Origin of the sequence: Neorhizobium petrolearium (assembly GCF_029854435.1) — a bacterium.
Classification (GTDB): domain Bacteria; phylum Pseudomonadota; class Alphaproteobacteria; order Rhizobiales; family Rhizobiaceae; genus Neorhizobium; species Neorhizobium petrolearium.
The window spans coordinates 3755933-3781076 of record NZ_CP123000.1 but is presented as its reverse complement, the minus strand read 5'-3'; the positions used below and the strand labels follow the sequence as shown (position 1 = coordinate 3781076).

21 protein-coding genes are annotated in these 25144 nt (G+C 59.1%); 11 read left to right on the top strand and 10 right to left on the bottom strand.

All coding sequences use genetic code 11. The annotated features are described in order from the left end of the window. From QEO92_RS18550 to QEO92_RS18525, 6 genes are all read left to right on the top strand, one after another. Entirely contained in the window at positions 1–1107 is a 1107-nt protein-coding gene (locus QEO92_RS18550; protein WP_227704007.1) for an ABC transporter ATP-binding protein, read from the top strand. Between the two features lie 11 nt (positions 1108–1118). Continuing rightward, positions 1119–1958 (top strand): glycerophosphodiester phosphodiesterase family protein, encoded by an 840-nt coding sequence (locus QEO92_RS18545; protein WP_227704006.1) that lies wholly within the window; start codon positions 1119–1121, stop codon positions 1956–1958. A gap of 295 nt (positions 1959–2253) precedes the next feature. Next, the gene (locus QEO92_RS18540; RefSeq protein WP_037152899.1) at positions 2254–4197 is read left to right on the top strand and encodes a PrkA family serine protein kinase; all 1944 of its coding nucleotides are present in this window, start codon (positions 2254–2256) and stop codon (positions 4195–4197) included. A gap of 20 nt (positions 4198–4217) precedes the next feature. Continuing rightward, on the top strand, positions 4218–5495 hold the full coding sequence (locus tag QEO92_RS18535; protein WP_227704005.1) for a YeaH/YhbH family protein: 1278 nt from the start codon (positions 4218–4220) through the stop codon (positions 5493–5495). Beyond that, positions 5492–7057, top strand: coding sequence for a SpoVR family protein (locus QEO92_RS18530; protein ID WP_227704004.1), 1566 nt, complete (start codon positions 5492–5494; stop codon positions 7055–7057). Before QEO92_RS18535 ends, QEO92_RS18530 begins: the two co-directional genes overlap by 4 nt. A 177-nt stretch (positions 7058–7234) precedes the next feature. Next, complete coding sequence (locus tag QEO92_RS18525; RefSeq protein WP_227704003.1) at positions 7235–7672, top strand: hypothetical protein; 438 nt, start codon at positions 7235–7237, stop codon at positions 7670–7672. 232 nt (positions 7673–7904) lie between these two features. Here the strand turns inward: QEO92_RS18525 and QEO92_RS18520 are convergent, their stop codons facing one another. The 6 genes from QEO92_RS18520 to ppsA all read right to left on the bottom strand — a co-directional run bounded on the left by QEO92_RS18520 (position 7905) and on the right by ppsA (position 15869). Beyond that, positions 7905–8435, bottom strand: coding sequence for a flavin reductase family protein (locus QEO92_RS18520; RefSeq protein ID WP_227705214.1), 531 nt, complete (start codon positions 8433–8435; stop codon positions 7905–7907). Between the two features lie 158 nt (positions 8436–8593). Further along, on the bottom strand, positions 8594–9517 hold the full coding sequence (gene arcC / locus QEO92_RS18515; protein ID WP_227704002.1) for a carbamate kinase: 924 nt from the start codon (positions 9515–9517) through the stop codon (positions 8594–8596). Between the two features lie 2 nt (positions 9518–9519). After that, the gene (argF, locus tag QEO92_RS18510; protein WP_037152885.1) at positions 9520–10521 is read right to left on the bottom strand and encodes an ornithine carbamoyltransferase; all 1002 of its coding nucleotides are present in this window, start codon (positions 10519–10521) and stop codon (positions 9520–9522) included. Positions 10522–10534: 13 nt separating this feature from the next. Further along, positions 10535–11749 carry an arginine deiminase gene (locus QEO92_RS18505; protein ID WP_037152882.1) on the bottom strand — a complete coding sequence of 405 codons (1215 nt, stop codon included), beginning with the start codon at positions 11747–11749 and terminating at the stop codon, positions 10535–10537. A gap of 12 nt (positions 11750–11761) precedes the next feature. Beyond that, positions 11762–13246, bottom strand: coding sequence for an arginine-ornithine antiporter (gene arcD / locus QEO92_RS18500; protein WP_320443032.1), 1485 nt, complete (start codon positions 13244–13246; stop codon positions 11762–11764). A 241-nt stretch (positions 13247–13487) separates the two neighbouring features. Continuing rightward, on the bottom strand, positions 13488–15869 hold the full coding sequence (gene ppsA / locus QEO92_RS18495) for a phosphoenolpyruvate synthase (protein WP_407722126.1): 2382 nt from the start codon (positions 15867–15869) through the stop codon (positions 13488–13490). Positions 15870–16027: 158 nt separating this feature from the next. Here ppsA and QEO92_RS18490 point away from each other — a divergent pair, with 158 nt between their 5' ends. Then, positions 16028–16972, top strand: a complete 945-nt coding sequence (locus QEO92_RS18490; RefSeq protein ID WP_227704000.1) for a glucokinase — start codon at positions 16028–16030, stop codon at positions 16970–16972. 49 nt (positions 16973–17021) lie between these two features. On the opposite strand, the gene groL is transcribed toward QEO92_RS18490, so the two are convergent. After that, positions 17022–18641, bottom strand: a complete 1620-nt coding sequence (gene groL, locus QEO92_RS18485; RefSeq protein ID WP_227703999.1) for a chaperonin GroEL — start codon at positions 18639–18641, stop codon at positions 17022–17024. A gap of 233 nt (positions 18642–18874) precedes the next feature. Between groL and QEO92_RS18480 the strand changes: the two genes are divergently transcribed. Continuing rightward, on the top strand, positions 18875–19318 hold the full coding sequence (locus QEO92_RS18480) for a baeRF12 domain-containing protein (protein ID WP_037153703.1): 444 nt from the start codon (positions 18875–18877) through the stop codon (positions 19316–19318). Positions 19319–19567: 249 nt separating this feature from the next. Here the strand turns inward: QEO92_RS18480 and QEO92_RS18475 are convergent, their stop codons facing one another. Then, positions 19568–20092, bottom strand: a complete 525-nt coding sequence (locus QEO92_RS18475; RefSeq protein WP_227703998.1) for an Hsp20/alpha crystallin family protein — start codon at positions 20090–20092, stop codon at positions 19568–19570. A gap of 266 nt (positions 20093–20358) precedes the next feature. Next, positions 20359–20586 carry a hypothetical protein gene (locus QEO92_RS18470; RefSeq protein ID WP_227703997.1) on the bottom strand — a complete coding sequence of 76 codons (228 nt, stop codon included), beginning with the start codon at positions 20584–20586 and terminating at the stop codon, positions 20359–20361. A gap of 329 nt (positions 20587–20915) precedes the next feature. Between QEO92_RS18470 and QEO92_RS18465 the strand changes: the two genes are divergently transcribed. Beyond that, positions 20916–21428 (top strand): hypothetical protein, encoded by a 513-nt coding sequence (locus tag QEO92_RS18465; RefSeq protein ID WP_227703996.1) that lies wholly within the window; start codon positions 20916–20918, stop codon positions 21426–21428. Here QEO92_RS18465 and QEO92_RS18460 read toward each other — a convergent pair. After that, a complete protein-coding gene (locus tag QEO92_RS18460) occupies positions 21401–22129 on the bottom strand; it encodes a response regulator (RefSeq protein WP_037152864.1) in 729 nt (242 codons plus the stop codon). The genes QEO92_RS18465 and QEO92_RS18460 overlap by 28 nt on opposite strands. A gap of 107 nt (positions 22130–22236) precedes the next feature. Here QEO92_RS18460 and QEO92_RS18455 point away from each other — a divergent pair, with 107 nt between their 5' ends. Beyond that, complete coding sequence (locus tag QEO92_RS18455) at positions 22237–22986, top strand: cyclic nucleotide-binding domain-containing protein (protein WP_037152862.1); 750 nt, start codon at positions 22237–22239, stop codon at positions 22984–22986. 22 nt (positions 22987–23008) lie between these two features. Then, positions 23009–24925, top strand: coding sequence for a hybrid sensor histidine kinase/response regulator (locus QEO92_RS18450; RefSeq protein WP_227703994.1), 1917 nt, complete (start codon positions 23009–23011; stop codon positions 24923–24925). Positions 24926–25144: the final 219 nt, after the last annotated feature.

Sequence of the window (25144 nt, the reverse complement as noted above, 5' to 3'; positions counted from 1 at the left end):
GTGAACGCTATCGACACGGCCATTCGCGCGGCTGCGGCCGATATCAAGCTTATCGGCGTCACAAAGGCCTACGATGCCCAGACGGTCGTCATCCCGCCGATGGATGTCGAGCTCAGGGCCGGAGAGTTCACGGTCGTGCTCGGTCCTTCCGGCTGCGGCAAGTCCACGCTTCTGCAGATGATCGCCGGGCTCGAACGGGTGAGCGACGGCAAAATCATGGTCGGGGGCCGGGAAGTGCAGGACCTCGAACCGAAGCGCCGCGGCTGCGCCATGGTGTTCCAGAACTATGCGCTCTATCCGCATATGACCGTGTTCGAGAACATGGCCTACAGCCTCAAGGTCGCCGGTGTGCGGAAGGCCGAGCGTGCCGCGCGGGTCGCGGCGGTTGCGAGAATGCTGGCCCTTTCCGACTATCTCACCCGCAAGCCGGGGCAGCTTTCCGGCGGCCAGCGCCAGCGCGTCGCGATCGGCCGTGCCATCGTGCGTGAACCGAACGTTCTTCTGTTCGACGAGCCGCTTTCCAATCTCGATGCGCAGCTTCGGCACGACATGCGTGTGGAGCTTTCGGAACTCCACCGGCGCATCGGCGCGACCTCCATCTTCGTCACTCACGACCAGGTGGAGGCGATGACGCTTGCCGACCGTATTCTCATCCTCAACAAGGGTCGGATCGAGCAGTTCGATACGCCCAAGGCGATCTATCACCATCCGGCTTCTGTCTTCGTCGCCAAATTCATCGGCGCGCCGCCGATGAACATCCTGCCGGTGACTGGCGATGGTTCCGTGCTGCGGCTTGCCGATGGGCAAATCGTCGCCGAAGCTCGGTTGACCGGAAGCTATCAGCTCGGCATCCGCCCCGAGGACATCGTTGTGGGGATCAAGGCAGACGGCCATGCCGTTCGCGCAGTCCTCCGATTCCGCGAGGACCTTGGTTCCCACTCGGTCCTGGCGGCCGATCTGGCCGGATCGGTGATCCGAATCGCCACGCCTTTCGGCGCCGATCTGATTAACCAGTCCGAACTTTTCCTGAACCTGCCTGCTGCCCGGCTGCATCTCTTCGATGCCGAAACAGGCCGAGCAATATGCGGCGCATTTGCTGCTCAATGAAAGAAAGCCTCATGACCTATAAAGACTTTATCGCCTCGCCGGCGCGCGCCTGTGCTGTTGTCGCTCATCGTGGTGCCTGGCACGGCGCTCCCGAAAACAGCCTGGCCGCCATCGAAAACGCCATCGCTCTTGGCTGCGAAATCGTTGAGCTCGATATCCGCAAGAGTGCCGATGGCGAGCTTTTTTTGATGCACGATGACACGCTTCAGCGCATGGCAGGCATCGGCCGCGAAGCGGAGAGCCTTACGATGGCGGAACTCAAGGCGCTGACCCTGCGGGAAGACGACGGCGGGGAAGGCCGCGTGATGACCGATCAACGCATTCCGACGTTGAGGCAGGCGTTGGAAGTGATTCGAGGACGTATCTTTGCCGATCTCGATCTCAAGGATCGCGGACTTTTTCCGGAAGTTGCCGCTTGCGCGCGGGCGATGGATGCCCATGCGAGCGTCGACCTCAAGACCAAGGTTCACAGCCGCGCGGAGGTCGCCTGGGTGCGCGCCCAGAAGATCGACGGCGTGCCCTTCATGGGCATGGCACGTTTCACGGCGGAAGGGTTCAGAGAAGAACTCGGCATTCTCGCCGAGCTCTCGCCCTTCATGTGCGAAATCCGTTTCGACAGTCTCGAAACGATCAGTCTTAACCGCGAAGCCTTTATGAGGGCTGGCATGGCGCTCTGGGTGAACACACTCGATCAGCCCGGCAGCGGCGAATGGACCGACAGCGCGGCCCTTGCCGATCCGGACGCGATCTGGGGCAGGCTGATCGACGCCGGCATCAGCGTTATCCAGACCGATCAGCCAGAGGCGCTGAAATCCTACCTCGGCTCACGTCATCTGCGACAAAATGCCTGATTCGCGTCTGCGCGATTCGGATCCGGTACAGGTCATTGTTGGTGTTGCACCATTCCAGGCATTGGAAGAGCGGGGATCCCGATGCCTGCTTCTTTTCAAAATTTGATCAGGATCATGTCTATGTTGATGGGGGCGCGATAAAACAAATCGTGGAAGCACATTTTTTTGCATTGCCATAGGGAACCTAGAGGTGTCCTATGAAGTCTAGAGACATATAGATTCAAAATGAATTGCCGCATCGCATGTAATCTTTGCGGCAGTTGAGCTGTGGCAACACCTTGAATGGAAGGGCCCCATGCTGAGTGAATCCTTGTTCGATACTTTCACGCGGAACTATGAAGCGCGGCGCGAGACCGACATGTCCGTCGCTGACTATCTGGAGCTGTGCAAGAAAGACCCGATGGCCTACGCCAACGCGGCGGAGCGCCTGCTTGAGGCGATCGGCGAGCCGAAGATAGTCGATACGTCGAAAGATGGGCGGCTTGGTCGGATTTTCATGAATCGGACCATCCGGACCTATCCGGCATTTGCCGGCTTTTACGGCATGGAAGAAACGATCGAGCGTATCGTTTCCTTCTTCCGTCATGCCGCACAAGGTCTCGAAGAGCGGAAACAGATTCTCTATCTGCTCGGTCCTGTCGGGGGCGGCAAATCATCTCTCGCGGAGCGGCTGAAGCAGTTGATGGAGGTCAACCCGATCTACGTCCTGAAGGCCGGCGACGAAATCAGCCCTGTCTTCGAAAGCCCGCTCGACCTCTTTGATCCGATCACCATGGGACCGTTGCTCCTCGATGAGTACGGCATCCCGACGCGTCGCCTCAGCGGACTGATGAGTCCGTGGTGCCTCAAGCGGCTTGATGAATTCGGCGGCGACATATCCCGTTTTCGGGTGGTGAGGATGCAGCCCTCGCGGTTGCGGCAGATAGCAATTGCCAAGACGGAACCTGGTGATGAGAATAACCAGGACGTCTCCTCGCTGGTCGGCAAAGTCGATATCCGCAAGCTCGAGAACTATTCGCAGAACGATCCGGACGCCTACAGCTATTCAGGCGGGCTCAATCGCGCCAATCAGGGCGTGCTGGAATTCGTCGAGATGTTCAAGGCACCGATCAAGATGCTGCATCCGCTGCTGACGGCGACGCAGGAAGGAAACTACATGGGAACCGAGAATATCGGTGCCATTCCGTTTTCCGGCATCGTCCTTGCGCATTCGAACGAAGCCGAATGGCAAACTTTCAAGGCCAACAAGAACAACGAAGCCTTCATTGACCGCATCTGCGTGATCAAGGTGCCCTATTGCCTGAGGGTGACGGAAGAGCAGAAGATTTACGAGAAGCTGATCGAAGGGTCTGAGCTGGCTGATGCCTCCTGCGCCCCGGCAACGCTCGAGATGCTTGCGCGCTTTTCGGTGCTCTCACGCCTTCGCAAACATGAGAACTCGACATTCTTTTCGAAGATGAGGGCCTATGACGGAGAGAGTCTGAAAGAAACCGACCCGAGGGCCCGAAGCGTTCAGGAATATCGGGATGCAGCGGGTGTCGATGAAGGCATGGACGGAATATCGACACGTTTTGCCTTCAAGGTGCTTGCATCGACGTTCAACTACGACACCACCGATATCGGTGCGGATCCGGTGCACCTGATGTATGTTCTTGAACAGGCAATCCGGCGCGAGCAGTTTCCGGAGGAAACCGAGAAGCGCTACCTGGAGTTCATCAAAGCCGATCTTGCTACACGCTATGCGGAGTTCATCGGCAATGAAATCCAGAAAGCCTATCTGGAGTCCTATGCGGATTACGGGCAGAACCTGTTCGACCGGTATGTTGCCTATGCCGATGCCTGGATCGAAGACGTCGATTTCAAGGATCCGGACACCGGACAGCTTCTCGACCGGGACTTGCTCAATCAGGAATTGACGAAGATCGAAAAGCCGGCCGGGATCGCCAATCCCAAGGATTTTAGAAACGAGATCGTCAAGTTCAGCCTGCGTGCGCGGGCCAACAATAGTGGCAAGAACCCATCGTGGACGAGCTATGAGAAAATCAGGGAAGTGATCGAAAAAAGGATGTTCTCTCAGGTTGAGGACCTTTTGCCGGTGATCTCCTTTGGTTCGAAGAAGGATAGTGAAACCGAAAAGAAGCACAGCGAGTTTGTCTCGCGTATGGTCGCGCGCGGCTACACCGAAAGACAGGTTCGACGTCTTGTGGAATGGTACATGCGCGTAAAGCAGGCGAGTTAAATGCTCACTTAGGAGCCCACATGCACATCATTGACCGGCGGCTTAATCCGCGCGGTAAAAGTTTGGAAAATCGGCAACGGTTTCTTCGGCGCGCGAAGGACGCCGTGCAGCAAGCGGTCAGACGATCTTTGCAAAGCGGTAACATTCGCGATGTGCTCAACGGCGGTGAAGTCAGCATTCCGATAGGAGGAGTGGCCGAACCAAGCTTTCGCAGAGGTGAAGGCGGGGTGAGAGACCGGGTTTTGCCAGGTAACAAAGATTTCGCCGAAGGGGATATCGTTCCACGCCCCGAGGGAGGGAGCGGGGGCAGACCAACGGAGGCAGGCGAAGGCGATGCCGAGGACGATTTCCGCTTTGTCCTGACCCGGGAAGAGTTCTTGGATATTTTCCTCGATGATCTTGAACTGCCCGATCTTGCGAAGCGGCGATTGAGCGAAACCGAGGAAGTAACCCCGACCCGCGCGGGTTATACCGTTTCAGGTTCTCCTTCCAACATTGCGGTTGGCCGGACCACGCGTCTGGCCATGATGCGGCGTATCGCGCTTCGCCGTCCGAAGCCGGAGGAGATCGAAGCGCTGCGGCGCGAGATCGAGGAATGCGAGAGCGAGGAGAAGCGTCTGGCGCTCGAGGCGGAGTTGAAGTCGCTGACGGACAAGAGCCGTCGCATTCCCTATATCGATCCCCTGGACGTGCGTTATCGCCGCTTCGAAAACACGCCGAAGCCGGTTGCTAAGGCCGTGATGTTCTGTCTGATGGATGTCTCGGGCTCCATGACGGAACACATGAAGGATCTGGCAAAGCGCTTTTACATACTGCTGTATCTCTTCCTGTCGCGGCGTTACGAGAAAGTGGAGATCGTCTTCATCCGGCATACGGAAAAGGCGGAGGAGGTAGACGAGGAGACCTTCTTCTATGGCCCTGCGACCGGAGGCACCCTGGTTTCGAGCGCGCTTTTGGCTATGCGTACCATTATTGCCGCTCGTTTCGATCCGACCGACTGGAACATCTATGCGGCGCAGGCTTCGGATGGGGACAACTCCTATTCGGACGGAAGCCTGGTCGGCCAGTTGCTGCAGTACGAAATTCTGCCGCTCTGCCAATATTTCGCTTATATCGAGGTCGGAGAGGAAGGAGAGGATTCCTCGACATCCGACTCTCCGATCTGGAACCTTTATGAAGGTATACGCTCCGATATTCTGCCTCTTGCGATGCGCAAGGTCTGCCGGCGAAACCAGATATTTCCCGTCTTCCATGACCTTTTCCAGAAGCAGCAGGCACATTCGAAGACAGAGCCATGATCAAGACCGTAAAACAGCGAGGGGGTCTGCTTTTTGAAGGCTCAGATTGGGATTTCCCAACGCTTCAGCGCATTCATGATGCCTGCGAGGAAATTGCGCTTGGCGAACTTGGGCTCGACGTCTACCCGAACCAGATCGAAGTGATCACGTCGGAACAGATGCTGGACGCCTATTCCTCCATCGGCATGCCACTCTTCTATCGCCACTGGTCCTTCGGCAAGCACTTCGCTCACCACGAAGCCTTCTATCGTCGTGGAATGCGCGATCTGGCCTATGAGATTGTCATCAACAGTTCCCCCTGCATTTCCTATCTCATGGAGGAGAACAACGCCACGATGCAGGCGCTGGTCATCGCGCATGCTGCATTTGGCCACAACCATTTTTTCAAGAACAATTACCTCTTCAAGCTCTGGACGGATGCCGAAGGCATTCTTGGCTATCTTGAATTTGCAAAGGGCTACATCGCCCGCTGCGAAGAGCGTTATGGCGAGACTGCGGTAGAGCGAACGCTGGATGCCGCCCATGCGCTGATGTCGCATGGCGTGCATCGTTATGCCGGGAAGACGAAGCTCGACTTGCGGCAGGAGGAAAAGCGGGAACAGGAGCGGCGGGCACACGAGGAGCAGGTATTCAACGATCTCTGGCGCACGGTCCCTGCCGGCCACAAGCGCAGCAGGGCTGATATCAGCCTTGACAAGCGGCGCGCGGCACTTGGCTTGCCACAGGACAACATCCTTTACTTCCTTGAAAAGTCGGCTCCGCGGCTGCAGCCGTGGCAGCGGGAGATCCTGCGCATCGTCCGGCATGTCGCCCAATACTTCCATCCGCAGCGCCAAACCAAAGTGATGAACGAGGGCACCGCCACCTATGTTCATTACAAGATCATGACGAGACTGCACGAACGCGGACAGATCGGTGACGGGCACTATCTCGAATTCTTGAAGTCGCACACCAATGTGGTGTTCCAGCCGTCCTATGATGACCGACGCTTTTCCGACTTCAATCCCTATGCGCTCGGCTTTGCGATGATGCAGGATATCGAGCGCATCGTGACGAACCCGACCGACGAAGATCGCGAATGGTTTCCGGACATCGCCGGGCGCAACGATCCGGTCTCTGTGCTGCGAGATATCTGGGCCAGCTATCGGGACGAGAGTTTCGTCGGGCAGTTCCTCAGTCCGCACCTGATCCGCCAATGGCGCCTTTTCCAGCTCCACGACGATCCGGATATGCTGGACGGCATTCTTGTGTCGGCCATCCATGACGAGCGTGGCTATAGGCGCATTCGTCGGCAGCTTGCTCGCGAATACGACATCGGCTGGACGGATCCGGGAATAGAAGTTGTCGATGTGGATCTTGCTGGCGACCGCCGCCTGCTGTTGCAGCATAAGGTGCTCAACGATTGGCCTCTTGACGAGAGCGAGACCAAACTTGTCCTGCAGCACCTTGCCGATCTCTGGAGTTATGATGTCCTGCTGCAGGAAATCGACAGCTCAGAGAAGGTGGTGAAGGAACATGTAGCACATCCGCGTTCCTTGTTTGCGGATTCTCGATTTTCCTGAGAAGTTTCGCGGCATATGCTGCAGCATCCTCGGACCCTGTCTTGGGCAATCAATTATAGTTGAAGGATGAACGTAAATAGTGCCTGAATGTCCAATCGTGATTGGACATTCAGGCGGGTTGGTATCACGGTAGAAGTTGGGACGGGCGCGCTATTTTTGTTAAAATAGGAGGCCATAATGGAACAGCATGCCGTCGATCAGCTCAAGGCTATTGCCAAGATCAACCGCACCTATCCTCGTCCTGAAATGTCGCGTAGCGAACGGCTCGAACGGTGGGCCGATCTCCTCGATCGTGATCCGGATTTATTGCTTCTGACCCTTCGCGAAACCGAGTACCGGCCGGAAGAGGAACGTCTCGCCATGCGCGCGGACGGGACGGCCATCTCGGTTGCTTTCGCCGATCCGGTCTTTCGGGCTGCAGGCCTGGAGAACGATACCTACGGTGAAGCCAAGCGATTTTTCGAACTGAGCGATCGGCAATTGCATCGACTGGTCTGCTTTTGCCATTTCGGCGCACGCGTGAGCGCCCGGACGGTAGCCCATAGTGTGCGGTCGCTGGCTGCTCGCAATTCCAATGGCATCATTGCTCGCCTGGTTGCTTTCTTCGAAAGATAGGGCAACTTGTATATTCCGGAGACGACGTTTGCCGGGGCGCCCCGGAGGCGACGCCTTATTTCGACCATTGGATGATTGGCTGACACGCATGCGAGCGTAGGGACGGCAACGTCCCGCGACGCAAATGTCTGTGCCAAAACCGTCATGGAGATCACGACCTTGTTCGGGGTCTGTCGAAGCCGGCGAGGAGGATCTTCCCTGGAGATGTCCGGCAGTTCGTCTGAAGTCGCCGTTACGGCATCCGGGACTTCAGTTGAATTATCTCGCCGTCCACTGTGAATGAGCCGTACCCGCGATGATGAATGGTTCTCGGCGCCTCCCGCGCCGGATCGTGCCATGCCGCGACGACCTCCAGAACGAAGAGGTTGTATTGCTCGACGAGACGGGTCTCTACGACCCGGCATTCCAGATTGGCGAAACATTCTTCGATCAACGGTGCTGCGATCCGGCTCGCTGGCCGCGGCGTCAGTCCGAACCGCGCGAACTTATCCGTGTCGCGGCCGGAGCAATTGCCGATTGCCACGACCTTTTCGGCAATCTCCACGGCAGGGATGCCGATCACGCATTCGCCCGTAGCCGCAAGCGCCGAAAAGCTGTAGTCGCCGCTCGATACCACGCAGGCCAGGAGCGGCGGCGTGAATTCGACCATCATGTGCCATGACATGGTCATGACATTGGGAACCCCCTCCCTGCTGGTTGTCAGCAGCACAACGGGGCCGGGTTCAATCAATTGATAAACCTTGTCGAGTGCCAGAGCCTTCATATCATTCGTCGCCATCGTTCTTGCCTCAATCCAGGGGCGCAACTGGCTGCGCGAGCGGTCTGATCCGGTGTCTTCACCATGGCCTGAATCTCGGGCGACGGCGGGCATTCGCCAACGGCTCGTCCTCGCCTCCCGCGATATGAGGCGTTCTCCGGCGATCAATCCGGTGCCCTGACGGCGGCAGTTGTGAAGACGGTGCCTTTCTCGCCCGCCACGATTGCCGAAGCGTCTTCAAGGCGGCCGATTGCGGCGCGACGTCCGATTTTTTTCGAAAAACGGGCCGCCGCCATGACTTTTGGTCGCATCGATCCTGCGGGAAATTGATCTTCCCTCACACCTGTCGGGTCCAATCTTGCAAGCGGACGCGCGTTCGGCGTGCCGAAATCGGCGTAGACGGCATCGACGTCAGTCAGGAGAAGCAGCATATCGGCGTCAAGCTGTTCGGCGAGAAGGGCGCTTGCCGCATCCTTGTCGATGACGGCCTCAATGCCTTGAAGGCTGCCATCATCTCGTTCGACAACGGGAATGCCGCCGCCGCCGGTGCAGATGACGGTGACCCCTTGCTTCACCAGGAGCGAGATCACCTCGGCTTCCATGATCGCCTGCGGTGCCGGCGAGGCGACGACGCGCCGCCATTTGTCACCATCCGGCGCAACCTGCCACCCGCGTTTCGCCGCCAGGGTGCGGGCTGTTTCCTCGGTATAGACGGGGCCGATGAATTTCGTGGGTTTCCGGAAGGCCGGATCGTCGGCGTTCACCTTGACGAGCGTCAGCAGCGTACCAAAGCGGCTGCCTTGCAGGATGCCGGCAAGCTCCTGCTCGATCATGTAGCCGATCATGCCCTCGGTCTCGGCTCCAAGAACATCAAGCGGCAGGTCGGCACCATCCACGCCGGCGGTTTCAAGCGCCAGAAGGCCGACCTGCGGACCATTCCCATGGGTAATGACCAGGGAATGGCCGGCCGTGATCAGGCCTGCGAGAGGCGCTGCCGCCCGTTTGACGTTGGCGCGCTGGTTTTCCGCGGTTAGCGGTTCACCCCGGCGCAGGAGAGCATTGCCTCCGAGAGCGGCGACGATCAGCATCCCTAGCCCCCGATCGTCGCGACGAGCAGTGCCTTGATCGAATGCATGCGGTTCTCGGCCTGATCGAAGACGACGGAGGCCTCGGATTCGAAGACCGCGTTGGTGACCTCCATGCAGTCTATGCCGTATTTTTCGGCGATCTGCCTGCCGACTTCGGTGCGGGTGTCGTGGAATGCGGGCAGGCAGTGCATGAACTTGCTGTAGGGGTTGCCGGTCGCCGCCATCACCTGTTCCGTGACGCGATAGGGCGCCAGCAGTTTGATGCGCTCGCTCCAGGCGGATTCATCCTCCCCCATGGAGAGCCAGACATCCGTATAGATGAAATCCGCGCCCTTGACGCCCGTGGCGACATCGGACGTGAGTTCGAACCGGCCGCCGGCCTTCGCCGCCTCGGCATTGACATGGTCGATGAATGTCTGTTCCGGCCAAAGCTGCCGTGGGGAGACAAGCCGGAAATCGATCCCCACCTTGGCCGCGCCGAGCGCCAGCGAGATGGCCACGTTATCCCGGCCGTCCCCGACAAAAGCAAGGGCGGTATCCGACAGGTGCTTGTGGGTGAACTCCCGCATGGTCATGAAGTCAGCGAGTACCTGGGTCGGATGCCAAATATCGGTCAAGCCGTTGTAGACGGGAACGCCGGAATACCGTGCAAGCTCCTCGACGGCCGCCTGCTCGAAGCCGCGGAACTCGATCGCATCATACATGCGGCCGAGCACACGGGCCGTGTCCTTCACGGATTCCTTGTGGCCGATATGGCTGCCCGAAGGGCCGATATAGGTCACGTGAGCGCCCTGATCATAGGCGGCGACCTCGAACCCGCTTCTGGTGCGGGTCGAATCCTTTTCGAAGATCAGGGCGATGTTTTTTCGCGTCAGGCGCGGCTTCTCGTAGCCGCCCAGCTTGGCAGCCTTGAGCTCCGCGGCCATGCGCAGCAGGAAGCGGATCTCGTCTGAGGAGAGATCGTCGAGAGACAGGACGCTCCTGCCATGAAGATTGATCGGCATGTCGGTGGCCCTTCTAAATGGCGTCGCGAACGAGGGGGCAAGTCATGCAATGCCCGCCGCCGCGACCGCGGCTGAGTTCGGCGCCTTCGATGGTGATGACTTCGACGCCCTGGCGGCGCAGAAGCGTGTTGGTATAGACGTTGCGGTCATAGGCGACGACCACGCCGGGCTCGACGGCGACGACGTTGTTGCCGTCGTCCCACTGCTCGCGCTCAGCCTCGTAACGGTCGCCTCCAGTCTGGACGATGCGCAGGCTCCTGAGGCCCATCGCTTCGGCCACGACCTCGGTGAACGATCTATTCTCCTCGTGGATGTCGATCGTCCCTTCGACGTCTCCGGGGCGCAGGGAAAAGCTGCGCAGCCGCTCGACGACCGGGGGATACAGGGTCACAAGATCGCGATCGCAAAAGGTGAAGACGGTGTCGAGGTGCATGAAGCTGCGGTCGCGCGGCATAAGGGCGGCAATGACCCTCGTCGCAAGCCCCGCGATGAACAGCCGCTTGGCAAGGGCGCTCACCGCCTGGGGCGTTGTCCTTTCGCCCATGCCGATCAGCACGACGCCGTTACCGACCGGCATCACGTCGCCACCCTCCAGGCTCGGCGCGTCTTCGCCATCCGCCGAGAAGATCGGGAAGTCGCTCTGCTGGAAGCGCGGGTGAAAGCGATAGATGGCTTCCACATTGGCCGCTTCCGGCCGCCGTGCCTGCCAATACATCGAATTGACCGACACGCTGCCATAGATCCAGCAGGAACTGTCGCGTGTGAAGAGCTGGTTGGGCAGCGGCGGCAGGACGAAATCTTCCGGTGCGAGCGTCTTTCCGCTCAAGCCTATAGGCTCGAACGGGAGTTCGGCGCGGGCGACGCCGCCGACGAGATAGGCAGAAAGCTGCTCGGATGGCATCTCGTTGAGCCAGGCCTGCATTTCGACGACCATGTCCTCGCCGACGATCGGGGGCCTGATCCTCCGGCCGAGCAGCCATTGCCTGGCGTCGGCAGTGTCGAGCGTTTCGGCAAGAAGATCGCCGAGCGAATGAACCACCACGCCCCGCTCTCTCAGCGTGTCGACGAACACGTCGTGTTCCTGCCTCGCCCGCTTGACCCAGAGCACATCGTCGAAGAGCAGGGCCTTGCAATTGTCCGGCGTAAGCCGCCGGAGGCTGAGATCCGGCCGGTGCACCATCACTTCGCGAAGCCGCCCGACCTCGGAATGAACGCCTAAAGTCATCATTGTTCCATCTCCTCAGAACGGGCTGACCGCACCGGTCCACATCTGGTAGGCCGCAAGCAGTCCGACCGCGACAAGAGCGACGGCGAGAAGAGCTTCGACCGGTTTGAATATCTGCTGGCCGGTCTGGCGGCGGGCTGCGGCATAGAAGATGATGCCGGGTGCATAGAGGACGGCGCACATGAAGAGGTAGGCGGGGCCGGCGGCATAGACGAGCCACAGCCCGTAGATGGTGGCGATTAGCCCGCCGATCATCGGACCGGTGCGGCTTTCACCCGCCTGGTAGGCTTCGCCTGTCATCGCCAGCTTTGCCGCATAGGCGCCGGAAAAGATGTAGGGGACGAGGATGGCGGCCGACGCGATCGAAAACAGGGCCTGATAGGTGCTCTGCGCAAACAGGGTGACCAGAAGGAAGGCCTGTACCAGGAGGTTGGTGATCAGCAGCGATGTCGAAGGAACGCCGCGGGTGCTCTCCCTGGCGAAAAAGGCCGGCATCGTGCCGTCCTTGGCCGCGGCAAGCGGGATTTCCGCAGCCAGAAGCGTCCAGCTCAGGAACGCGCCGGCGACCGAGACGACCAGCGCGATGTTGATCAGGATCGCACCCCAGGGGCCGACGACCGCTTCGAGAACGCCTGCCATCGACGGGTTCTTGAGCGCGGCGAGTTCCGGCTGGTTGAGGATGCCGAGCGAGAGCAGCGATACGAGAGCATAGAGGGCCAGGCAGACCAGGAAGCCGCTGATCGTCGCGGTCGCGATATCCTTGCGGCGCTCAGCCCGGGCCGAATAGACGCTTGCGCCCTCGATGCCGATGAAAACCCACAGGGTGACCAGCATGGTGCTCTTCACTTGATCGGTGATCGAGCCGAGGCTTGCATTGCCGAGACCGGAAAAATCGGCGGAGAAGACATCGACCTTGAAGGCGACGACCACAACGCCGATGAACAGGATGATGGGCGCGATCTTGGCCACCGTCACGATCAGATTGACGACCGCGGCCTCGCGGATGCCCGCCATGATCAGGGCATGGACGAGCCATAGAAGCACCGAGGCGCCGATGATTGCCTGCCAGGTGTTCCCGTCGCCGAAGGAGGGGAAGAAATAGGAGAGGGCGCTGAAGACCACGACCGCATAGGAAACGTTGCCGATCCAGGCACTCAGCCAGTAACCCCAGGCACTGTTGAAGCCGACGAAGGGGCCGAATCCGGCTTTGGCATAGGCATAAGGGCCGGCATTCAGGTCGGGCTTGCGGGTCGCCAGCGATTGGTAGACGAAAACGAGAGCCAGCATGCCGATCGCGGTGATCGCCCAGCCGATGATAATCGCCAGCGGACCGGCGCCGGCGGCCATGTTCTGCGGAAGGCTGAAGACGCCCGACCCGATCATCGAGCCGACGACCAGGGCCGTCAGCGATCCGAGGTGAAGCTTTTGATGGGGTGCTTCCGCCTTTCCATTGATATCGGGGACAGCCGTCCCCCCAACCTTCATGTCAGTCGAAGCCATGGCGTTATCTCCCGGTGTTGGAAACTGCGGGGATCAGACCATGCTGCCGGGGCGGGAACATTGATCGCAGTCAAACCGGGTGCAGGGAGGAGATTTTCGATATCCGATTGGAAACAATGGGAAATTTCTCTAAAATAGTGTTCGCTCGGCCGTCGACCCAAGCTGCCCCGACATCGGGAAGGCCGCGATATTCTTCGCGGCCTTGAAAAGCAATGCCGTCACGCGGACGGCTGCGCGACCCTCATGCCTTTCTGTCCCGCTCGGCTTCGGCCACCTTCCGCTTCACCGCCATGAAGCTGTCGGGGCTGACGGAAATGCTGTCGATGCCGCATTCGACCAGGAAGCCGGCGAAGTCCGGGTAATCGCTCGGTGCCTGTCCGCAGATGCCGATCTTGGCGCCAGCCTTGCCCGCTTCCGAAATGACACTGCGGATCATCCATTTGACCGCCGGATCCTGCTCATCGAAGAGGTCGGCGAGATCGCCCGCGTCACGGTCGACGCCAAGCGTAAGCTGCGTCAGGTCGTTGGAGCCGATCGAGAAGCCGTCGAAATGGCGCGCGAACTCCTTGGCGAGGATGACGTTCGACGGGATCTCGCACATCACATAGATCTGCAGATCGTCAACCCCGCGCGACAGGCCGTTTTCCGCCATGACACTCAAAACCTTTTCCGCCTCGCCGACGGAGCGGCAGAAGGGGATCATCACGATGACATTCCTGAAGCCGAGTTCGTTGCGCAGTTTGCGGATGGCACGGCATTCGAGCGCAAAACCCTCGCGGTAGCGCGGTGAATAATAGCGGGAGGCGCCGCGGAAGCCGAGCATGGGGTTCTCCTCCTTCGGCTCGAACTCCGCGCCGCCCAGCAGGCCGGCATATTCGTTCGTCTTGAAGTCGCTCATCCGGACGATCACCGGCTTGGGATGAACCGCGGCGGCAATCCGGGCGAGGCCGCGGGCAAGGTTGTCGACGAAATATTCGGGCTTGTCGTCATACCCCTTCGTCAGTGCGGCGATCTCGTTCTTCGCCGCTTCGTCCTTCAGGTGGTCATAATGGACAAGCGCCATCGGATGGATGCGGATCGCATTGCTGATGACGAATTCCATGCGGGCCAACCCCACGCCGTCGGCGGGCAGCCGCCACCAGCGGAAAGCGGCCCCCGGATTTGCCAGGTTCAGCATGACCTTGGTTTTCGTGGCTGGCAGGCCGGCGACATCAAGCGTCTTCTCTTCATATTCCGCGATGCCTTCGTAGATGAAGCCGTCCTCGCCTTCGGCGCAGGAAACCGTCACTTCCTGGCCGGTATGGAAGATGCTGGTGGCATTGCCTGTGCCGACGACCGCCGGCAGGCCGAGCTCACGACTGACGATCGCCGCATGCGACGTGCGCCCACCATGGTCGGTGACGATCGCCGCCGCCCGTTTCATGATCGGCACCCAGTCGGGATCGGTGGTCGCAGTGACCAGAACCGATCCGTCCACGAACTGGTCGATGTCCTTGGCCGTCTCGATCAGGCAGACACGCCCGGAGACGACCGCGTCGCCGATCGACAGCCCCGCGGCCAGCTTTCGCCCCTTCTTGCGGATCGTGTAGCTCTTGAAGACGCCCGTCTGGCGGTTCGACTGTACGGTCTCGGGCCTTGCCTGGACGATAAACAGTTCGCCGGTCTCGCCGTCGCGGGCCCATTCCATGTCCATCGGGCAGCCGTAATGCTCTTCGATGATCGCCGCCCACCGCGAGAGCTTCAGGATAGCCTGGTCGTCAAGGACGAATGCCGCCCGTTCCACCTTGGACGTGGGTACGTTTCGCGTCGGCTCACTTCCGGAGCCGTAGATCATCTTCTTTTCCTTTGCGCCGCATGTCTTCGCAATGATAGGGCTCAGCGAACTGTCCTGCAGGAGGGGCTTGAAGACCTGGTATTCATCCGGATCGACAGTGCCCTGCACGACGTTCTCGCCAAGCCCCCAGGCCGCATTGATCAGGACCACCTTGTCGAAGCCGGTCTCGGTGTCGATCGAGAACATGACGCCGGAGCCGCCGAGGTCGGAACGCACCATCTGCTGAACGCCGATCGACAACGCGACCTTCATGTGGTCGAAACCCTTCGTCTGGCGATACGAGATCGCCCTGTCGGTGAAGAGCGAGGCGTAGCAGCGGCGGCAGGCATCCAGTAGCGCTTTCTCGCCGCTGATATTGAGGAAGGTTTCCTGCTGCCCCGCAAAGCTTGCATCCGGCAGGTCTTCGGCGGTGGCGCTCGAACGGACCGCGACGGCGACGTCACTGCGTCCCGCGCGCAGGGAAAGGGTGCGATAGTCCGCGATGATGGCTTCGGCGGTTGCTTTCGGCCAATCGCCGCGCAGGAAGAGCTTTCGGATGGCTGCTCCGGTTTCGGCGAGGCCCACCTTGCCGTCCTGCCAATCTGCGACAAGTGCAGCGATGGCCTGCCTCAGACCGTTGGTATCCACATAGTTCCAATAGGCGTCGGCGGTCGTCGCGAATCCTGCGGGAACGCTGATCCCCTTCGCCGACAGGGTCTGGATCATCTCGCCGAGAGAGGAGTTCTTGCCTCCGACCTTGGCGACGTCGCTGCGACGCAGCTCCTCGAACCAGATGGCAGGCTGCGCCATTCTGCTCATCGTGAACTCCTTTCAGGCCCCTGCGGACATTTTGTGATGTCAGTCAGCTTATTGGGGTCGACGCCGCTCACCTTGATCCTCATCAAGGTGAGCCTGTTTGCCATCCGGCAGTTTATCGTTGGGTTTTCACACCATAGCGAGGCACGAACATGTTGATGTCGTCGGACCGGCACGCGATCGTCGGAGAGATTGGGTCCCACCATCTGCGCTTTGCCATTGCGGATATCGATGAACTGACGATCGACCATCTGGTGAATTTCAAGGCGGGGGATTTCTCCTCGGTCCAGCAGGCGCTTTTCGCCTATCTGAAGTCACTGGCGAAATATCCGAAGATCGCAAGCCTCGCCATTGCGGGCTCTATCGAAAAAGATCGCGCTCATATTGCCAATCTCTCGCGAACCTTTACGGGCAAAGAGCTCGAAGGCGCCCTCGATCTCGACAGCGTCACGTTGATCGCCGATATCGATGCGATCGCGAGGGCCACGGAGCTCCTGGGCCGCCACGACGTTCGCAAGATCGCGGGGACTTCCACGCTTGCAGATAAGCCGAGAGCGGTTATCTCCCTGGGGGAAAAGCTTGAAGCCGCAATCGCTGTTCCAGGTGGAGGGAAGTGGTCGGTATTGCCCAGTAAGGCAGGCGGCATGTTTTTGGGTGCCGCCGACGAGGAGGATCTCTGGCTGCTGGAGCAGGTGCGGCAGGAGGTTGGCGGTACCAGCGCCGGGAGCATCCTGACCTCTGCAGGAATGGTTGCGCTCAGCGGTGCGATCTCGCGACAGGCCGGAGCAACAGGACGATATTCGACCGTCGCGGCGATCGTTGCTGCCGCCTGCAAAGATAAGGAGCCTTCGGCAGTCGATACGCTGAAGCGCTTCGGTCTTTGGCTTGGCCGCTTCTCAAATGATTTTGTCCTGGCGACTGGCGCTGAAGGCGGTCTCTATCTTGCCGGAGAGATGCCGACACGGATGCTCGAAGTTTTGAGCAAGGATACCTTTGAGGCCGCGAGCGGCAGGGCTGCATATTCCTCGACGGCGCCTGTCTATATCATCACGGCGCTGAATGCCGCCCTGCGGGGCGCCGCGATGGCGATTGCCTGAAGCAGGGTGGAGCGGGGCGGAAAGCAGCCCCGCTCCACTTCGTTCCCGTCTACATTCCGATGGGCGCGGGAGCCGGCGGTATGGTCGGTTCCGGAATTTCCGTCATGGTTGCCTCCGTCAGAAGAAGCACGCTGGCAACCGATACCGCATTCTCCAATGCGACGCGCACGACCTTCGTCGGGTCGATAATGCCTTCCTGAAGCAGGTCCACATAGCGGTTGCGCGAGGCGTCGAAGCCGATGTTTCCTTTGCTTTCGAGCATCCTCGCAATGACGACGCCGCCGTCGACCGCGGAATTTTCGGCGATCTGGCGGGCAGGAGCTTCAAGGGCCCGCTTCAGGATCTGCACGCCCGTCCGCTCGTCGCCTTCACACAATTCTTCTTCCTCTTCGACCGCCTTTATGCAGCGCAGCAGCGCAAGTCCACCGCCCGGCACCACGCCTTCTTCGACGGCCGCTTTGGTGGCATTGATTGCGTCGTCCAAAGCCTCCTTCTTGGCCTTGACCTCCGCCTCGGAAGGGGCGCCGACCCGAATCACGGCGACCCCGCCGGAAAGTTTTGCCAACCGCTCCTGAAGCTTTTCTCTATCGTAATCGCTGGTCGTCTTTTCGATTTCCTTGCGAATCTGGTCCGTGCGCCCTTTGATCGCTGCCTGATTGCCGCCGCCACCGATGATGGTCGTCGTATCCTTGTCGACGATTACGCGTGCGGCAGTCCCGAGCTGGTCCTGCGTTACGTTTTCAAGCTTGAAACCGAGGTCTTCGGAGATAACCTGGGCGCCCGTCAGAACCGCCATGTCGCGAAGCATTTCCTTTCGGCGGTCACCGAACCCGGGAGCCTTGACCGCACAATTGTGCAACGTTCCGCGAATGTGGTTGACGATCAGTGTGGCGAGCGCCTCACCGTCAACGTCCTCGGCGATGACAAGAATCGGTCTGCCGGATTTCGCGATCTCTTCAAGCAGGCCCACCATGTCGCCGAGCGCCGAAATCTTCCGGTCGGATATCAGGATCCGGACGTCTTCAAGGATGGTCTCCATCTTTTCCGGATCGGTCGCGAAATAGGGCGAAATATACCCGCGGTCAAACTGCATGCCTTCGACCACGTCGAGGCGCGTCTCCACCGTCTTGGATTCCTCCACGGTGATAACGCCCTCCTTGCCGACCTTCGCCATGGCGTCGGCAACAAGCTTGCCGATGGCCTCGTCATTATGGGCCGAGATCGCCGCCACCTGCTGCCTTTCTTTATCGGTGGTGATCGGATGCGAAATGCCCCGCAGGGCTTTTATCGCCCGTGCTACACCCCGGTCGAGGCCGCGTTTTAGGTCGATTGCATTTGCTCCCGCGACGACATTGCGGTGGCCGTCGGCAAGCATCGCATGCGCCAGCACGGTCGAGGTGCTTGTTCCGTCGCCCACAATCTCGCCCGTCTTCTCGGCAGCCGCGCGCAGCATTCTCGCTCCGAGATTTTCCTCCGGGTCCTTGAGGTCGAACTCCTTTGCGATTGTCACGCCGTCATTACAGATGATCGGCGTGCCCCACTTCTTTTCGATGAGAACGGATTTCGACTTCGGGCCCAGGGTGAGGCGAACCGCGTCGGCCAGTTGTGTGGCGCCCTGGAGTACCTTGCCCCGGGCTTCGGTTCTGAAAAGCACTTGCTTATGCGGCATGATCGGCTCCTATGGCTGCCTGGGCTGCCGAGACATCCTCTGCTGACGCGTCCGCGCGTCACTCCCAGCCTGACGCCGAACAATGAACCAGCTCGGGGTGCGAGCGTTTGACCGGCGTCAAAAATGCTGCACGGCTTTTTCACCCGCTGTAGTCGGCATTGAAGATTGACGCCGATCAAACTGCGCTCCATCTGAACCACTATGTTGATCCCATTCATGAGAAGGATGAAGCGATGAACACGAAAATCATTCCCTATAACGCGCGGGTCCTCGTTTCGGATGCAAAGAAGGCGCTTCTGCTGCGCAATACCGGCACAGCTTTCAACCTGACGCTGGAAGTCGAGCAGGTGATCGAGGCTCCCAAGAACGCCCCGACCCACGAACAGGGCACGGACAGGCCCGGCCGCACGGCGACCGGCAGCCATCGCAGCAGCGTCGGCCAGACCGATTTTCACGAGTTGGAAGAGGATCGCTTCTCCGCCATGATCGCCGAAAAGCTGGAGGCGATCTGCGAGGAGAACGACATCGACAAGCTCTTCATTGTCGCTCCGCCGAAGGCGCTCGCCGACTTGCGGCAGGCGATGCCCGAGGCAGTCAAGCGCCGGATCGTCGCGGAATACGCCAAGGACCTCGTCAATCTGCCGGTGCAGGAGATCGAGAAACACTTGTCTTTCTGACTGCATTCGCCCGCTTGGGAGGATTTTGGTGGAGGCGGCGGCGGGTAGCAGATCGCCCTTCATTCAAAACCCGAGACATGCAACGCTTCCATCAGCCGCAGATTCAACTCGCCGTTTCACAAGCTCACCTTGGGAAACGGCGTTTTCGCTTGCCGGGCAGCTGGGGATATCCGGCAAAATATACAACCGGCAAAATATACAAAAAGGCGCGCACCATGCTGGAGCGCGCCTTCCCTTTGAGGCGATGGATCAAGCTGTCTTGATTTCCACCTTGCGTTCGTTCTTCTTCGCATCGGCGCTCTTGGGAAGCTTGACTTTCAGGATACCCTTTTCGAAGGCCGCTTCCACCTTGTCGGCATCGACACCTTCGGGAAGCTGGAATGTCCGCTGGAAGGAGCCGTACCGCCGCTCGGAATGGCGATACTCCTTCCGCTTCTCTTCCTTTTCTTCATTCTTTTCGCCGCGGATCGTCAGGTAGCCGTTCGAAAGCTTGACCTCGAGGTTCTTCTCATCGATGCCGGGGACTTCAGCGGTGATTTCGAATGCGTCGTCCTTTTCGACCACATCGACGGCTGGCGCAATGGACCATCCGCTCGGAGATGGCGCCCGAGTGAACAGGGAGCGTTCCAGCGGGCGCCAGGACGCCGGGACGAAGTCATCGAACAGCCGGTCGATTTCAGTGCGAAGGGTTTCAAATGGAGACCAGAAGCTACCTGTCGGCTGTATCGGCTTTTCATCTTTCTGGACTGGAAGTCTGGTTGCTGGCTCAGGCATGATTTTTCTCCTATTTTCCGAAGAAGGGATGCTGCATGGAAGCATCGCGAAGGTGCCTGTGCAGTCCCGTTATCAGCTCTTGATCGAGCGCCGTCATGAAAAACCTCATGGACCGAGGCCACATTGACGCGCGTCAAACAGTTGAGGTGTTCACTGCCGCCTTGAGGCGCTCAGGATGTCGGCCTGCGCTGTTTTTGTTAAACAGGTGAAAATGTGAGGTGTGCCTGTTTTCATGTTCCAACAGGAAGGCAAATCGTGAGCTGTTTTCAGTGGACGCGCGTCGGCGAAGTCCGCCATTTGCGGATATCACCGACGGTGACACAGACATGGCCGGTTGAATCGAACAGGCCACCATCGAACTTTTCACTTGCGATACGGCTGAAGGTCTCGATGTATTCCTGCAGCCTGAATTCATCGACACGCGGCGGGTCGGCAATCGCTGCAAGTGCATCATGGGTGACCACAACAACCTGATCGCCGGCCCCAGAACTCATTATAAGGCGTCCTTCGTATCCGGACGACGTGAGAAATCCCGATTTCAGCGTCAATGGCATGGTATCCTCCTTATCTGAAGCAAGAAGAATAGCCGCGGTTTGGCTGCTGTCCGTGACCAAGATCAAAGCTGGCGCGCAATCTGAAGAGCGCATGATTGCAATATGATCACTGCCGGTTGGTGCTTTTTGCAGACCTTCAAGCTACTTGTCATGCCGCCGTAAGGAAGCCAGCGTTTGGCCAGTTTCGAAATCGATTGATCCGTGTTGACCCCGATCAATGTCGGTGACCGCAGCAGAGATAGGCTTTGAACCTTTGGATGCTGGCACTCGTGAGAGACTACTCGCGGGTCTTCTGGCGGGGTTGCGAAATGGACGCGGGTTACGAAACAGGAGTCCTGAAAGCGGCAGATGTCCACCGTGCCTTTGCGGTGATACAATTGATCATGCCTGGAATGGGGCTCGAAACATGGCGAATCATAACGGCGACGGAGGTGTCGCGCCACGATTGGCTGACTGTCACCGACACCAAAGGTTATCTTCGGGGACTATGTTACGTCTTCGTTCGTGATCATCCGCCTTCCGCGCGTCAATTGGAGGTACCGGTCTGTGCATCGATCAGCCTTTTCAATGAGCAGGACATTGCAAAGCGGCTCTTCGAAGTCATCAAACAACGGGCGGCGGAAACAGGTTGCGAGAAGATCCATTTCTGGAGGGTGGTGGCGAGGGACTGGAAGAGCCTTGAAGATCTCAAGGAGACGGAGCCCCGGAATAACGGCCTGGTCTATGACCTGAACACTGACCTCAACGATGCACTTCAGTCGATCTTGCCGGTGAAGATGTAGCCGACGCCGCGGATGGCCTTGATCAATTGCGGATTGCTGGCATCCGCCTCGATTTTTCTGCGCAGGCGCACGATCTGAGCGTCGATCGTCCGGTCGAAGGCCTCAAGCTGGCGTCCCCTCGTCGAATCCATCAGGAAGTCACGCGTCAGGACGCGTCCGGCATTCTCGAGAAAGGCCGTGAGCATGTCGAACTCGCCGGTCGTGAGTTCTACCTCGGAGCCGTCCGGAGCCAGCAACTGCCGCCTCGAAAGATTGAGTGTCCATCCTTCGAAATGGATGATCTTGTCCTCGTTGGCCTCCGTCCTGGCGATGCTCGGCTGGCGCCGCCTGAGGATCGATTTCAGCCGTGCGTGCACCTCGCGGAGATGGAAAGGTTTGGCGATATAGTCGTCTGCCCCAATCTCGATGCCGATGATCCGGTCGACGACATCGTCACGCCCTGTCAGCATCATGATCGGTACGTCCGACTGGCTTCGAATTTCGCGCGCAAGGTCGAGGCCATCCTGTCCGCCGGGCAGGGAAAGATCGAGCAGGATGATGTCTATCTCCTTATGCCTGAACTGGCTTTTCATTTCCGTGCCGTCGGCGGCGGTGCTCACCGAGTATCCCTCGTCCTCGAAATAACGCGTCAGCATCTGCCGAATGCGAGGATCATCATCGACGACGAGAATACGGACGGTACTGGATGAGAGAATTGGCATCGGCCTGTTACCGTCTGTTACAAAATCGAACCGTGTTTCACACTATTAGCATTCGCGTGTTACCTGGCTTCGGTCAACTGTATCCATCGAAAGACGGAGGCAGCGCCATGTTTCTCACCAGCAACCGCATTCATGGATACGAGATCGCAAGGGCCACGGAACTTGGAGAACAGAGTTGCCTGCACACTCTTTTCGCAAGGCAGCCCGTTGAACATCTGACCCCGGGTCAGTCGCTGTTTTTCGAGGGCGACAGTGCCAAACATGTTTTCGATGTGATTGAAGGCACGCTCCGCATCTTCAGAATCATTTCTGACGGCCGGCGCATTATTACAGGTTTCGTGCATGCTGGCGATATCGTCGGCGTCTCCCTGAAGGGCAACTATCTTTACAGTGCCGAAGCGATCACCGCTACAAAGGTTCGCCGTCTCACCCGCAAGGCATTCGATATGGCTGTTGCGGATTCGGAGGAACTCCGCCCGCAGGTCTTCGCCCATGTCTGCGACGAGATGGCCGCAGCCCAGGATCAGATGGTTCTTCTCTCCTGCAAGAACGCCGAGGAGCGGCTCTGCAGCTTTCTTCTGAAGTACCTCAGACGGACAATGTCGGAAGGTGCGTTGCAGCCTATCGTCGATTTGCCGATGACTCGGCTGGACATGGGTGACTATCTGGGTCTAACAATCGAAACCGTTTCCCGCACGATCACCAAGCTGACCAGCAAGGGCGTCCTCGGTCCGGCCGGTCGACATTCGCTCCGGATCATCAAGCCTGCGACGCTTGCGCAACTCGCCGGGGACGGCGATGAATATGAGGACAGCAGGCGGGATTTCGTCGTTCATGGTGAGCGGCGCCGCCATTAGCGGTACCGCTCACGGAAGACATATGAACGAAAAGACGCTTGTCGATACCGAAAATCAGCTCGATGCCGTAACCAGCCTTCTGGATGATGCCAACCTCATCGTTCACGGGTTGGATGGCGTCATTACGCGCTGGACGAAGGGATGCGAGAGCCTATACGGCTGGTCGCAGGATGAGGTTGTCGGTAGCGTTATTCACGAGCTTCTGGCAACAGAGTTTCCTGAGCCGCTGGATATCATTCGCCGACAGGTCCAGACCGACCATTCGTGGGAAGGGGAGGTCGTTCACCGGCACCGAAATGGTCAGCGGATTTTCGTCGCCACCCGCTGGGTCGCACTCAATCCGTCACCGGATGAACGGACGATCATCATCCAGACGAACAACGACATCACGGATATGAAAAAGGTCCAGAACGATCTTGCCGGACGGGAGGCGCATCTGCGGTCGATCCTGGATACGGTTCCCGAGGCGATGGTCGTCATTGACGAAATCGGCATCATCACGTCTTTCAGCGCCGCAGCGGAGCAGCTTTTCGGATATTCGGCGAATGAAGTTTGTGGTCACAACGTCAAGATGCTGATGCCGTCGCCGGACCGGGAGGCTCATGATGGCTATCTTACGCGATATCTGACGACAGGCGAGCGTCGCATCATCGGGTACGGTCGCGTGGTTACCGGTCAGCGGAAAGACAGATCCGTGTTTCCCATGGAGCTTGCGGTGGGCGAGGCGATCACCAATGGCAAGCGCATCTTCACCGGCTTCATCCGCGACCTCACCAGCCGCCACAAGATCGAGGAAGAACTGAGGCAATCGCAGAAGATGGAGGCGATCGGCCAGCTCACCGGCGGGCTGGCACACGACTTCAACAATCTGCTGACCGTCATTGGCGGCAATCTCGAAATGATCGAGAACAAGCTCTCGGACGAGAAACTGCTGGCCCTGCTGCATGAAGCGCAGGATGCCGCCGAGGACGGCGCCAAGCTGACCGGCCAGCTTCTGGCCTTCGGGCGCCGCCAGCCCCTCAATCCGAAGCTGGTGGATGTCGGGCAGTTGGTAACCGGTTTCTCCGATCTTTTAAGACGCTCGCTCGGCGAGACGATCGAATTCCGTACTGTCGTCACGGGAGCTTCCAACGAGGCGCTCGTCGATGCGTCGCAGCTCCAGAACGCGCTTCTCAACCTTGCCCTCAATGCCCGCGATGCCATGCCGCGCGGCGGCAAGCTGACGATCGACATCTCAAGGGTCAAGCTGGACGTCGATTATGCCCAGATGTATCCGCATATGCGCACCGGCGACTATGTGCTGATCTCGGTGACGGACACCGGCACCGGCATGACGCCGGAGGTGAAGGAAAAGGCCTTCGAACCTTTTTTCACCACCAAGGGTGTCGGTTCCGGAACCGGTCTTGGCCTTTCCATGGTCTACGGTTTCGCCAAGCAGTCCGGCGGCAATATCCAGCTTTACAGTGAGCCGGGGCAGGGCACCAGCGTCAGGCTCTTCCTGCCGGCGGCGCAAAAGGTGGATGCGAAGATGTCCGAGGAAGTGGCGACTGCCTCAAGGGCGGCGGCGATTCCCGGCGGAACGGAGAAAATCCTCGTCGTTGAGGACGATCCCAGGGTGCGGCGTGTGGCGGTCTCGCGCCTGATCGATTTCGGCTATCAGGTTGTCGAGGCGGCAAATGGCGAGGAGGCGCTCGACCGGCTCGCCCAGAACGACGATATCGCGCTGCTGTTTACCGACATCGTCATGCCGGGCGGCATGACAGGCGACGAACTGGCGGCGGAAGTCCGTGCGAGGCGTCCGAATATCAGGGTGCTGTTCACGTCGGGTTATGCCGAGCCGGCGATCGCCGGACGCGAACTTGCCCAATCGGGAAGCTGGCTCAAGAAGCCCTACACGGCACGAGAGCTTGCCACCCGTTTGCGCCAGCTCTTGGATTGAAGATCCACGTCGAAGCTCCCCATGGCGTGAGATGTGAATGAGATGCGCAGGCTATTTGCCGGGCGCATCCCCTTACACCGATACTTCTAATTTCCGGGTTTCGCCGATCGCTGCGATGGACCATGCGCGTTGACGCGTCGGCAAATCATCGGGCCGAAACTCTGAAGATATCACACGCGGGTTCCACTTCCTTATTGCAGTGCGGAATCCAATTTCAGA